This is a genomic window from Pseudomonas sp. W3I7, assembly GCF_030816095.1.
GTDB lineage: Bacteria > Pseudomonadota > Gammaproteobacteria > Pseudomonadales > Pseudomonadaceae > Aquipseudomonas > Aquipseudomonas salomonii.
Genome location: NZ_JAUSXP010000001.1, coordinates 2,148,036 through 2,160,119 on the forward strand (window position 1 = coordinate 2,148,036; position 12,084 = coordinate 2,160,119).

Sequence of the window (12,084 nt, forward strand, 5' to 3'; positions counted from 1 at the left end):
CGCTAGGCTGATTTTGATAGGTTTTCAGCCCGGCGACTACTCACCTCGGCGGGTATATCATCACCGGCCATGCGCTTGCGAAACAGCGCCGTGCGCGCTAACAACAGCGTGGTAACAGGCACGGTGATCGCCAACAAAATCGGGATCAACCAGCCGTGCAGCACTGGCCCGGACTTGAGCACCGAAAAGTAGACAATCGACGCCAGCGCCACGCACCACGCGCCCAGTGTGGAGGCCAGTGCCGGTGGGTGCATGCGCTGGAAGAAATCCTTCATCCGCAACAACCCGATCGCGCCAATCAACGCAAACAGGCTGCTGAGCACCAGCAACACGGCGACGATCACTTCAACCCATAACGGCATCATTCAATTACCTCGCCACGCAGCAGGAATTTCGCCAAGGCGAACGACCCGACAAAGCCAAACAGCGCAATCAGCAGCGCCGCTTCAAAGTAGGTGTCACTGGCATAACGAATGCCGAGCACCAACATCATCAACATCGCCAGGATGTACAGGTAGTCCAGCGCCAGAACCCGGTCTTGCGCGGACGGGCCTTTGAACAGGCGCACCAGGGTCAGCACCATCGCCAGCGAGAACAGGAACAGGCTGACCAGGATTGCATTGGAGAGCAGGGCGCTCATTCGAAGATCTCCATCAGGGGCCGCTCGTAGACGCGTTTGAAGTGCTCGATAAACGGCGCTTCTTCGTCCAGATCAAACACGTGCAGCAACAGGATGCTGCGGTCCAGGGCCAGTTCCGACCAGACTGTACCAGGCGTCACGCTGGTGATCATCGACAGTACGGCCAGGCCGTTGGGGTCACGCAGGTCGAGCGGGATTTTGATAAACCGTGAACGCGGCGGGCGCGATCCGCACGTCAGTACGCCCCAGGCCACGTGCAGGTTGGACAGGATCACGTCGCGACCCACCACGAAAAACAGGCGGAGGATCACGCCGGGGCGACGAATGCGCACCGGCAGCGGGCGCAGCGGCGCCATCAGCAGCGGCGCAAGGAAGCCCAGCACCGCGCCCAGCAACAGGTTGCCAGGGCTGACCGACAGGTTCAGCACCAGCCACAGCACCCACAATGCCAACGACAGCCACGGGGCAGGGAACAGACGCTTCATGGCTGCACCTCTAGCGCGGCGGCTTTGGATTCAGGGCTCAGCACCGGGCGCGTGGCCATCACCGCCATCACGTAATGCTCCGGGTTATTCAGGCTCTCGGCCGTGGCCTGGGTGTAGCGCATCAACGGTTCGGCCTTGAAGGTCAGGAGAATACTCAGGCCCAGCAGGAAGAAGATCGGCACACATTCGTAGCGACGCAGCAGCGGCGATGGGCGCTCCTCCGGCGTCCAGAAGCGCTGGATACCCAGGCGGGCGAAGGCGATCAGCGAAGCCAGGCCCGACAAGATCAACAGCGCCACCAAACCCCAGGCCGCCGGGCGGATCGGCTCATCCACCGCGTTGCCCAGGCCCATTGGGTTGACCAGCGCGCTCAACAGGCTGAGCTTGCCGATAAACCCGGACAACGGCGGCATGCCAATAATCAGCAGTGCGCAGGCGATAAAGCTCAAGCCCAGGAAGGCCATGGTCCAGGGAATCACCTGGCCGACCACGGCTTTCTGCTCGTCATCCAGGTTGACGCCGGGGCGTGGGTGCAACGACTCCATGGCCTTGGGCAGCGCGTCGATTTCTTCATCCAGCGGCAGATCATTGGCCGAGCGCGAACGCTCGATCAACTCGGCCAGCAGGAACAGCGCGCTCAGCGCCAGGGTCGAGCTGACCAGATAGAACAATGCCCCGGCGGTCAGGCTTGGCTGGGCAAAGCCCACCGACGACAGCAGGATCCCGGCCGACACCAGAATGCTCAGGCTGGCCATCCGCTCCAGGCGTTGCGCCGCGACCATCGCCAGCGCCGCGCAGACGATGGTCGCCATACCGCCGTATACCAGCCAGTCGCCGCCAAACAGCGCCGACGCACCGGCTTGGCCCGAGAACAGCAAGGTCCACAACCGCAGCACGGTGTACACGCCGACCTTGGTCATGATCGCAAACATTGCGGCCACTGGCGCGCTGGCCGAGGAGTAGGCGGGGGCCAGCCAGAAATTCAAAGGCCACATGCCGGCCTTGGCCAGGAATGCAGTGGCGAGGATCGCCGCGCCAGCATGCAACAGGCCGCGATCGGCTTGCGGTACCAGCGGGATTTTCAGCGCCAGGTCAGCAAAGTTCAGCGTGCCGGTGACCCCGTAGATCATCGCCGCGCCAATCAGAAATAGCGACGACGCCAGCAGGTTGATCGCAATGTAATGCAGCCCCGATGACACCCGCGCGCGGCCGGAGCCGTGCAGCATCAAGCCGTAGGACGCCGCCAGCAGCACCTCGAAGAACACGAACAGGTTGAACAGGTCCGCCGTCAGGAATGCCCCATACAAACCCATCAGCTGGATCTGGAACAACGCATGGAAGCTGGTACCTGCACGGTCCCAGCGGGCCATGGCGAACAGCAGCGCGCTCACGCCGATAATGCCGGTGAGCACCAGCATCATCGCCGACAGTTGGTCCACCACCAGCACAATGCCGAAGGGCACCTGCCAGTTGCCCGGCAGGTACACGCCAATCGAGCCGGGTCCGCCTTTTTGTGTCCAGTACAGCAGCAGGATGGCGATGCCCAGGCCGATGACGCTGGAGAACAGGTTGATCCTGGCTTTCAACGGGCGGCGTTTTTCGCCGAGCATCAGCATCAGCGCGGCGGTCAGCAGCGGCAGCAGGATCGGCGCGACGATCATTTGATTCATCCACGTCATTCCTTGGGCTCCCGGCCGTCCACATGGTCAGTGCCGGTCAGGCCCCGGGAGGCCAGCAGCACCACCAGAAACAACGCGGTCATGGCGAAGCTGATCACGATGGCCGTGAGTACCAAAGCCTGGGGCAGCGGATCGGTGTAATTGAGCAGGTCTTGTGGCACGCCGTCCTTGATGATCGGCTCTTTACCGATAAACAGGCTGCCCATGCTGAAGATGAACAGGTTGACCCCATACGACAGCAGGCACAGGCCCATGACGACCTGGAACGTCCGTGGGCGCAGGATCAGCCAGACGCCGGAGGCCGCCAGCACTCCAATGGCAATTGCGATGACTTCTTCCATCAGGCGGCTCCTTCGGTTGCGGCAACGGCCTTGGCCTGGTTGCTCGGTTTATGCGCTCGCACCGACTGGTGACCGAGGGCGGTGAGCATCAACAGCGTGGAGCCGACGACCATGGCGTACACGCCGACGTCGAAGAACAACGCGCTGGCAATGTGGATATCGCCCAGCAGCGGCAGGCTGAAGTGCCAGGTGTGGGTGGTGAGGAACGGGTACCCGACGAACAGGGCGCCGAGCCCGGTCAAGGTGGCCGAGAGCAGGCCGAAGCCCATCCAGCGCATCGGCCGCAGGCTCATCTGCGCTTCGACCCACTGGGTGCCGGCGACCATGTATTGCAGGATAAACGCCACCGACATCACCAACCCCGCGACGAAACCGCCGCCCGGCTGGTTGTGGCCACGCATGAACAGGTAGAACGACACCACCAGCGCAATCGGCAGCAGCAGGCGCACCAGCACCGCCGGCACCATCATAAAGCCCAGGGCGGTGTCGCTGGCCTGGCGCGGGTTGACCAGGTCGGTGGCCACGTCCGGCGCCAATTGGCGCTGTTGTGGCGGCAACTCCATGCTTTCTTTGGACGGGCGGAAGCGGCGCAGCAGGGCGTAGACGGTCAGCGCCACGGCGCCGAGCACGGTGATTTCGCCCAAGGTATCAAAGCCCCGGAAGTCCACCAGCATCACGTTCACTACATTGCTGCCGCCGCCTTCGGGCAAGGCGCGGCTCAGGTAAAACGAGGAGATATCGTTGGGTGTCTGGCGGGTCAGCATCGCGTAGGAGAGCAGCGCCATGCCGCCACCGACCACGGTGGAGAGCAGGAAGTCGCGCAGGCGGCGGATGCGCGCCTTGCGCAGCGAACTTGGGAGTGGCGAGACTTCTTCGATCCGCCGTGGCAACCAGCGCAGGCCCAGCAAAATCAGCACGGTGGTAACCACTTCGACCACCAGTTGCGTCAGGGCCAGGTCCGGCGCCGAGAACCATACGAAGGTCACGCAGGTGACCATGCCGCACACACTGACCATGGTCAAGGCTGCCAGCCGGTGGTACTTGGCTTGCCAGGCGGCGCCCAGTGCACAGGCGATGGCCAGCACCCACAGGGTCACGAACACGATGGAACCGGGGATCTTCGGCCGGTCGCCCCAACTGAGGCCGCTGTTGAGCATCGGGATCAACCCGGCAACCACCGCCGCCAGCACCAGCAGGAACAATTGGGTTTGCAGGCGCTTGGTGCTGATGCGTTTTTCGATACGGCGCACGCCGCGCATCATCACCACCAGGCTGCGCTCGAACATGCGCTTGCCGTTGAAGTAACTGATGATCGGCGGGTATTTGAAACGGCCACGCTTGAGCTGCTTGCGCAGCAGCAGGTACAGCACGATGCCGCCGGACATGGCCACCAGGCTCATGATCATCGGCGCATTCCAGCCGTGCCAGATGGCCAGGCTGTATTCGGGCAGTACGCCGCCGACCACCGGCAGTGCGGCGGCGGCGAGGATCGAACCGACCACCTGGGCCGGGAAAATCCCCACCAACAGGCAGGTAAACACCAGCAGCTCCACCGGCGCGCGCATCCAGCGCGGTGGCTCGTGGGGCGTGTGGGGCAGGTCGGTTGCCGGCGGGCCGAAGAACACATCGACGGTAAAGCGCAGGGCATAGGCCACGCTGAAGGTACCGGCAATGGTCGCGATCACCGGCAGGGCGATTTCCACCCATTTTGTCGCCGAGATAAACACCGTTTCGGCGAAGAACATCTCTTTGGACAGAAAACCATTGAGCAACGGCACGCCGGCCATGGACGCACTGGCCACCATGGCCAGGGTCGCGGTAAACGGGATCAGCCGCACCAGGCCACTGAGCTTGCGGATATCCCGCGTGCCGCTTTCGTGGTCGATGATGCCGGCAGCCATGAACAGCGAAGCCTTGAACGTGGCGTGGTTGAGGATATGGAACACCGCAGCGACGGCGGCCAGCGGGCTGTTGAGGCCCAGCAGCAGGGTGATCAGCCCGAGGTGGCTGATGGTGGAATAGGCCAGCAGGCCCTTGAGGTCATTCTGAAACATGGCGCAATAAGCGCCGAGGAGGAGGGTGAGTGCGCCGGCACCGCCGACGATCCAGAACCATTCTTCGCTGCCGGACAGCGACGGCCACAGGCGGGCCAGCAGGAACACGCCGGCCTTCACCATTGTCGCCGAGTGCAGGTAAGCCGATACCGGCGTCGGTGCCGCCATGGCGTGGGGCAGCCAGAAGTGGAAAGGGAACTGCGCGCTCTTGCTCAAGGCGCCGATCAGCACCAGCGCGAGCATCACCGGGTACAGCGAATGCGCGCGAATCTGATCGCCCGCCGCCAGCACCCGATCCAGGTCATAGCTGCCGACGATATGCCCCAGCAGCATCACACCCGCCAGCAGGCACAAACCGCCGGCGCCGGTGACCATCAGCGCCATATAGGCGCCGCGCCTGGCATCGGCGCGGTGGTGCCAATAGCCGATCAGCAGGAACGAGAACAGGCTGGTCAGTTCCCAGAAGAACACGATCTGGATCAGGTTGCCGGAGATCACCAGCCCGAGCATGGCGCCCATGAAGGCCAGGAAAAACGCAAAGAAGCGCGGCACCGGGTCATCCGGCGACATGTAGTAGCGCGCATACAGCGCCACCAGCGTGCCGATGCCCAGCACCAGCATCGAGAACAGCCAGGCAAACCCGTCCATGCGCAGCACGAAGTTGAGCCCGAGGCTGGGCAACCACATGAATTCTTCGCGGATCACGCCACCGTGGGCGATCTGAGGGTAGAGCAAAGCGACTTGAATGGTGCCGACCAGGGCCACAAGGCCGGCCAACAGGGATTCGGTGTTACGTGCATTATGCGGCAGCAAGGCCGCCAGACAGCTGCCGATAAAAGGCAGAAGCAGTAGAACTATCAGGGACATAGGCTTCTAATCTGCGGGAGTTTGGGATGCATCATACGTGCCGCTTTCTCGATCACCAAACGGCAAGATGTGGCAGGATCCTACAAGGTAGGCCGAAACCTCCCATTTGGCATTGTTTACAGACATCTGCGTCCAATGTGGGAGCGGGCTTGCTCGCGAAGACGGACTGACCTTCAACATTCATGGTGGCTGACCCGACGCTTTCGCGAGCAAGCCCGCTCCCACTTTTTTGACCGAGCCCGGCTTTATCCCTGCTGTTCCTGTTCTCGCTCATCGGTCAATTCGATGGCCTTCTGCCCCTTCGTCTTCAACTCACTCACAATCACCGCCGCCACAATCAACGCCGCGCCGATCATCGCGATCGGCGGAAAACGTTCCCCGGCGATCCGCCCGATCACCCCGGCCCACACCGGCTCTCCGGCATAGATCAACGTGGCCCGGGTGGGCGAAACACTCTGCTGCGCCCAGTTCATCGCCACCTGGATCACCGCGCTGGTCAAGCCCAGGCCCACCGCGCTGAACAACAGCAACCACGAGAACCCCGGCAAGGCTTCACCCATCGGCACCACCATCAGGAATGACAACAACGACGCCGTGGCCAGTTGCACCACGGTCACTCGCCGTACATCCACCTGGCCGGCATAGGCACCGATGAGGATAATTTCGGCCGCCACCGCAACTGCGCAGATCAGCGTGGCAATCTCACCGGGGCTGAAGTTGAGGGCGGCACCGGTCGGACCTGTGAGCAGCATCAACCCGGTAAACGCCAGCATGATGCCAATGCTCGGCATCAGGCCTGGGCGGCGCCCCAGCACCAGCCACTGCAATAGGGGTACGCAAGGCACATACAGCGCTGTGATGAACGCCGACTGGCTGCTTGGGATGGTCTGCAAACCGATCGTCTGCATGCCGTAACCGAGCATGATCGAAGCGCCGATGAAGGCGCCGGCCTTCAGTTCAAACAAGGTCAGGCCACGCAAGGTGCGCAACGAAAAGAACCCCACCACAATTGCCGCCGCCGCAAACCGCAGGCCCACGAAAAACATCGGCCCGCTGACGGTCAGGGCGTGTTGCACCAGCAAAAACGTGCCGCCCCAGATCATGGTGATCACCACCAGGATGCATTCGGCTTTGCTGAAACGGTTGAAACGTGGGGAGGCGTTCGGGGCGGTCATGGCGGCTCGGTCTTGCAAGGGAAAGGCACGGACCGCACAATGCGCCGCACGCTGGGCAGTATACTGCGCACACCCACCCATTGAGCAATATAGTGCACAAAGAAAATCCACAACGGGCCTCGGTCCTCCAACACGTCAGCCAGAACGTCCGTCGCCTGCGGCACGCTGCTGATCTGAGCCAGACCGCACTTTCGGAAAAGTCCGGGGTCAGCCGGCGCATGCTGGTGGCCATCGAGGCGGGCGAGAAGAATGTCAGCCTGTCTACGCTGGACCGCGTCGCCGAAGCCTTGGACGTTGCCTTCAGCGACCTTATCCAGGCCCCGGATGCCGGTGATCACAGCCGCATCAACGAGTTGGCCTGGGCCGGTGATATTCCCGGCAGTAAAGCCGTGTTGCTGGCCAAGGCCACGGCGCGGCGTGAAGTCGAGTTGTGGGAGATGCACCTGGAACCGGGTGATCGCTACAGCCCCGATCCGGACCCGGACGGCTGGAGCGTGCAGCTGTTCGTGTTCGAAGGCTGCCTGACCTTGCTGGTGGGCGAGGAAGAAAAACACGTGGCTGCCGGTGAGTTCTACATGTTCGCCAGCCGCAACGTGCACGGCTATCGCAATGACGGCGACGTGGCCGTGCGGTTTGTGCGCAACGTGGTGATCTAACTGTTGGCCCGGCAACAGTGGATGCACACTTTGCTGGTTTGAAACCCGCGCAACAGCTTCTTGAAACCAGCAACCGCCTGATTTTATTGCTGATTAAATTCAGGCACGACTCCTGCAATTGCTCCGTTATCCCATCGGAGCCTGGAGTCGGCCCATGTCAGCCCACCCTCAACAACCTGCCCATATCATCCGTTCGGATGCCGAAGCCATTGAAATCGCCACGCGCTTGGCCGCGCGGTTTGCCGTCGACGCCAGCGTGCGCGACCGCGAGCGGCGCCTGCCGGTAGCCGAACTGGATGAATTCTCGGCCAGTGGCCTCTGGGGTATCACTGTTCCCAAAGCTTACGGCGGCGCCGAGATGTCTTATGTAACGGTGGCCGAGGTGATCAAGTTGATCTCCGCCGCCGACCCGTCGCTGGGGCAAATCCCGCAAAACCATTTGGGCGTGGTGGACATCCTGCTGCAAACGGCCAGCGAGGAACAAAAGCGTCACTATTTCGGCAAGGTCCTGGCCGGCTATCGTTTCGGTAACGCCTTTTCTGAAGCCAAGAGCAAAAACGCCGGCACCTTCGACACTCAGATTCGTTTTGATGGCGATACCGCCTCTATCAACGGCGAGAAGTTCTACTGCACCGGCGCGTTGTTCGCCCACCTTGTGCCCACGGTCGGCAACAACGAAAACGGCCAGGCGTTTATTGCCTTTGTCGAACGCGATGCGCCGGGTCTCAGCGTGATTGATAGCTGGGATGGCTTCGGCCAACGTACCACCGCCAGTGGCGGCGTGACTCTCGACGGCGTCAGCGTGCCGCGTAGCGCAGTGATCCCGGCCCATCAGGCTTTCGACCAGCCCACCGCCAACGGCCCGATCTCGCAGATTATCCAGGCCGCCGTCGACACCGGCATCGCCCTGGGGGCCCTCGAACAGGCAAAAATCTACGCCCGTCAGGCGCGGCCCTGGATCGACAGCCAGCAGGAGCACGGCTGGCAAGACCCGTTCACCATCGCCGCCATCGGCGACCTGCACTGGCGCGTGCACGGCACCGAAGCGATCCTCGCCAAGGCCGGCAAGGCCGTCGACCTGGCCCTGGCCGAGCCCAACGAAGACACCGTCACCCACGCCTCGCTGGTGGTCGCCCAGGCCAAGGTGCTGTCGGCCGAAACCGCCTTGCTCGCCAGCAGCAAACTGTTCGAACTGGCCGGTACCCGCTCGGTCACCGGCAAGCACAACCTCGACCGCTTCTGGCGCAACGCGCGCACCCACACCCTGCACGACCCGGCCCGCTGGAAATACCACCTGATCGGTAACTTCGTGCTCAACGGCGTAAAACCTGCGCGCCACGCCTGGAACTGAGGATATTTATTCATGACCGCCCTGAATCAAGCGCGCCAACTGCTGGAAAGCACCCGGCGTTTTGTACAAGCCAGCGATGACCCTTACGTGATCAGCCGCTTTGGCGATTTGCAGATCCGCGTCGACGTGGCCGCTGCCTTGTTTGAACGCGTCGAAACCCACCCAAGCCCGGTGGCGTTGACCGAAGCGCAAATCGCCGCCGCCGAAGCGCTGATTGCCGTCAGCAATGCCGAATTTGAACTCACCGGCCAACGCACTGCCCTGACGTCGAGCCTCGAAGACCCACTGCGCCACAAATACCAGGTCGTCGGCAACTACCACCTCAACGGAGTGCTTTGATGTCCCGTGAAATCCGCTTGAATGCCTTCGACATGAACTGTGTCGGCCACCAATCTCCCGGCCTGTGGGCGCACCCGCGGGACCGTTCGTGGCAGTACAAAGACCTGGAATACTGGACGGACCTGGCGAAAATTCTTGAGCGTGGCAAGTTTGACGGCCTGTTTATCGCCGACGTGCTGGGCATTTACGACGTGTACAACGGCAACGGCGACGCGGCGATTCGCCAGGCTGCACAGGTGCCGGTCAACGACCCGCTGTCGCTGATTGCGCCGATGGCGTTGGTTACCGAACACCTGGGCTTTGGCCTGACGGCTTCGTTGTCGTTTGAACATCCGTATCCGTTCGCCCGCAGGCTCTCAACCCTCGACCACCTGACCAAGGGCCGGGTCGGCTGGAACATCGTCACTTCCTATCTGGAAAGCGGCGCCAAGAACCTCGGCCAGAAAGCCCAGACCGAACACGATGCGCGCTACGACTACGCCGAGGAATACCTGCAGGTTTGCTACAAACTCTGGGAAGGCAGCTGGGAAGAGGGCGCCGTGTTGCGTGATCGCGAGCGCCGCATTTTCAGCGACCCGAGCAAAATCCACGAGATTCGCCACGTCGGCAAACACTTCCAGGTGCCCGGTATTCACCTGTGCGAGCCATCGCCACAGCGCACGCCGGTGCTGTACCAGGCCGGTGCCTCCAGCCGTGGCAAGCAGTTCGCCGCCGAACAGGCCGAGTGCGTGTTCGTGGCCGCACCGTCCAAGGTGCTGCTGAAAAAAACCGTGGCCGACATCCGCCGCCGCGCCGCCGAGGCCGGGCGTGATCCGAAGAAAATCCTGATCTTCAACCTGCAAACGGTGATCGTCGGCGAGACCGATGCCAAGGCCAAAGCCAAGTTTGACGAATACAAGTCCTACGTCAGCTACGAGGGCGCAATGGCGCTGATCTCCGGCTGGACCGGCATCGACTTCAGCCAGTTCAAGCCCGATGAGCCGCTCAAGCATGTACACACCAACGCGATTCAATCAGCGGTGGAAGCCTTCTCCACGGCGGACCCGAACAAGGTCTGGACGCCGAATGAACTGGCCGACTGGGTTGGCATCGGCGGCTTTGGCCCGTTGTTCGTGGGCGGCCCTGAAACCGTGGCGGACCTGTTGCAGGAATGGGTCGAAGAGACCGACGTGGACGGCTTCAACCTGGCCTACGCGCTGACCCACGAAACCTTCATCGACGCCGTGGACCTGCTGGTTCCGGAGCTGCAAAAGCGCGGCGTGTACAAGACCGAGTACGCCCAGGGCACCTTGCGCGAAAAGCTGTTCGGCGACGGTGCGCGGCTGGCGCCAAACCATCCGGGTGCGGGTTACCGCGACCTCAAAGCCAGCGCAATCTAACTGAAACACCTCGGTCAATGTGGGAGCTGGCTTGCCTGCGAAAGCGGTAGCTCAGCCAGAAATGGGCCAACTGACACGCCGCCTTCGCAGGCAAGCCAGCTCCCACAGTTATCGGTGTTGATCCACATAACCCGGCCGGCGGACCACCGCACCTTTAACTGAAAGACCTCGGTCAAAATGTGGGAGCTGGCTTGCCTGCGAAAGCGGTGGTTCAGCTGGAAATGAGCCGAGTGACCCGCCGCCATCGCAGGCAAGCCAGCTCCCACAGTTATCGGTGTTGATCCACATAACCTGGCCAGCGGACCACCGCACCTTTAACTGAAAGACCTCGGTCAAAATGGGGGAGCTGGCTTGCCTGCGAAAGCGGTGGGTCAGCTGGAAATGAGCCAACTGACACGCCGCCTTCGCAGGCAAGCCAGCTCCCACAGTTATCGGTGTTGATCCACATAACCCGGCCGGCGGACCACCGCACCTTTAACTGAAGCACCTCGGTCAATGGGGGAGCTGGCTTGCCTGCGAAAGCGGTCGGTCAGCCAGAAATGGGCCAACTGACACGCCGCCATCGCAGGCAAGCCAGCTCCCACAGTTATCGGTGTTGATCCACATAACCCGGCCAGCGGACCACCGCACCTTTAACTGAAACACCTCGGTCAAAATGTGGGAGCTGGCTTGCCTGCGAAAGCGGTCGGTCAGCCAGAAATGAGCCAACTGACACGCCGCTTTCGCAGGCAAGCCAGCTCCCACAGATGATTGGTATTGATCCACATAACCCGGCCGGCGGACCACCGCACCTTTAACTGAAGCACCTCGGTCAATGGGGGAGCTGGCTTGCCTGCGAAAGCGGTCGGTCAGCCAGAAATGGGCCAACTGACACGCCGCCATCGCAGGCAAGCCAGCTCCCACAGTTATCGGTGTTGATCCACATAACCCGGCCATCGGACCACCGCACCTTTAACTGAAACACCTCGGTCAAAATGTGGGAGCTGGCTTGCCTGCGAAAGCGGTCGGTCAGCCAGAAATGAGCCAACTGACACGCCGCTTTCGCAGGCAAGCCAGCTCCCACAGATGATTGGTATTGATCCACATAACCCGGCCAGCGGACCACCGCCCCTTTAACT

The 12,084-nt window shown here is 62.0% G+C and carries 11 protein-coding genes; 4 read left to right on the forward strand and 7 right to left on the reverse strand.

Annotation, left to right across the window (positions count from 1 at the left end):
* Positions 1-2: 2 nt before the first annotated feature.
* The 7 genes from QF043_RS10080 to QF043_RS10110 all read right to left on the reverse strand — a co-directional run bounded on the left by QF043_RS10080 (position 3) and on the right by QF043_RS10110 (position 7,241).
* Entirely contained in the window at positions 3-365 is a 363-nt protein-coding gene (locus tag QF043_RS10080; protein WP_307418379.1) for a Na+/H+ antiporter subunit G, read from the reverse strand.
* Positions 362-640: a K+/H+ antiporter subunit F gene (locus QF043_RS10085; RefSeq protein ID WP_056858502.1), complete on the reverse strand. Its 279-nt coding sequence runs from the start codon at positions 638-640 to the stop codon at positions 362-364. Before QF043_RS10085 ends, QF043_RS10080 begins: the two co-directional genes overlap by 4 nt.
* Positions 637-1,125, reverse strand: a complete 489-nt coding sequence (locus QF043_RS10090) for a Na+/H+ antiporter subunit E (RefSeq protein WP_307418380.1) — start codon at positions 1,123-1,125, stop codon at positions 637-639. Before QF043_RS10090 ends, QF043_RS10085 begins: the two co-directional genes overlap by 4 nt.
* A complete protein-coding gene (locus QF043_RS10095) occupies positions 1,122-2,804 on the reverse strand; it encodes a monovalent cation/H+ antiporter subunit D (RefSeq protein WP_236373071.1) in 1,683 nt (560 codons plus the stop codon). The genes QF043_RS10090 and QF043_RS10095 overlap by 4 nt, the downstream gene beginning before the upstream one ends.
* On the reverse strand, positions 2,801-3,145 hold the full coding sequence (locus tag QF043_RS10100) for a Na+/H+ antiporter subunit C (protein WP_003192163.1): 345 nt from the start codon (positions 3,143-3,145) through the stop codon (positions 2,801-2,803). The genes QF043_RS10095 and QF043_RS10100 overlap by 4 nt, the downstream gene beginning before the upstream one ends.
* The gene (locus tag QF043_RS10105) at positions 3,145-6,066 is read right to left on the reverse strand and encodes a monovalent cation/H+ antiporter subunit A (RefSeq protein ID WP_056858505.1); all 2,922 of its coding nucleotides are present in this window, start codon (positions 6,064-6,066) and stop codon (positions 3,145-3,147) included. Before QF043_RS10105 ends, QF043_RS10100 begins: the two co-directional genes overlap by 1 nt.
* Before the next feature lie 245 nt (positions 6,067-6,311).
* A complete protein-coding gene (locus tag QF043_RS10110) occupies positions 6,312-7,241 on the reverse strand; it encodes a DMT family transporter (RefSeq protein ID WP_307418381.1) in 930 nt (309 codons plus the stop codon).
* A gap of 92 nt (positions 7,242-7,333) precedes the next feature.
* Between QF043_RS10110 and QF043_RS10115 the strand changes: the two genes are divergently transcribed.
* From QF043_RS10115 to QF043_RS10130, 4 genes are all read left to right on the forward strand, one after another.
* The gene (locus tag QF043_RS10115) at positions 7,334-7,897 is read left to right on the forward strand and encodes a helix-turn-helix domain-containing protein (RefSeq protein WP_017137542.1); all 564 of its coding nucleotides are present in this window, start codon (positions 7,334-7,336) and stop codon (positions 7,895-7,897) included.
* A 154-nt stretch (positions 7,898-8,051) separates the two neighbouring features.
* Positions 8,052-9,248: an SfnB family sulfur acquisition oxidoreductase gene (locus QF043_RS10120; protein WP_307418382.1), complete on the forward strand. Its 1,197-nt coding sequence runs from the start codon at positions 8,052-8,054 to the stop codon at positions 9,246-9,248.
* A gap of 12 nt (positions 9,249-9,260) precedes the next feature.
* Positions 9,261-9,587, forward strand: coding sequence for an acyl-CoA dehydrogenase (locus tag QF043_RS10125; RefSeq protein ID WP_307418383.1), 327 nt, complete (start codon positions 9,261-9,263; stop codon positions 9,585-9,587).
* Positions 9,587-10,966, forward strand: coding sequence for an LLM class flavin-dependent oxidoreductase (locus QF043_RS10130; protein WP_307418384.1), 1,380 nt, complete (start codon positions 9,587-9,589; stop codon positions 10,964-10,966). Before QF043_RS10125 ends, QF043_RS10130 begins: the two co-directional genes overlap by 1 nt.
* Positions 10,967-12,084 lie beyond the last annotated feature (1,118 nt).

Excerpts from the sequence above, each read along its gene's own strand:
- QF043_RS10080 (WP_307418379.1), bottom strand. The coding sequence starts at position 365 with ATGATGCCGTTATGGGTTGAAGTGATCGTCGCCGTGTTGCTGGTGCTC.
- QF043_RS10085 (WP_056858502.1), bottom strand. The coding sequence starts at position 640 with ATGAGCGCCCTGCTCTCCAATGCAATCCTGGTCAGCCTGTTCCTGTTC.
- QF043_RS10090 (WP_307418380.1), bottom strand. The coding sequence starts at position 1,125 with ATGAAGCGTCTGTTCCCTGCCCCGTGGCTGTCGTTGGCATTGTGGGTG.
- QF043_RS10095 (WP_236373071.1), bottom strand. The coding sequence starts at position 2,804 with ATGACGTGGATGAATCAAATGATCGTCGCGCCGATCCTGCTGCCGCTG.
- QF043_RS10100 (WP_003192163.1), bottom strand. The coding sequence starts at position 3,145 with ATGGAAGAAGTCATCGCAATTGCCATTGGAGTGCTGGCGGCCTCCGGC.
- QF043_RS10105 (WP_056858505.1), bottom strand. The coding sequence starts at position 6,066 with ATGTCCCTGATAGTTCTACTGCTTCTGCCTTTTATCGGCAGCTGTCTG.
- QF043_RS10110 (WP_307418381.1), bottom strand. The coding sequence starts at position 7,241 with ATGACCGCCCCGAACGCCTCCCCACGTTTCAACCGTTTCAGCAAAGCC.
- QF043_RS10120 (WP_307418382.1), top strand. The coding sequence starts at position 8,052 with ATGTCAGCCCACCCTCAACAACCTGCCCATATCATCCGTTCGGATGCC.
- QF043_RS10125 (WP_307418383.1), top strand. The coding sequence starts at position 9,261 with ATGACCGCCCTGAATCAAGCGCGCCAACTGCTGGAAAGCACCCGGCGT.
- QF043_RS10130 (WP_307418384.1), top strand. The coding sequence starts at position 9,587 with ATGTCCCGTGAAATCCGCTTGAATGCCTTCGACATGAACTGTGTCGGC.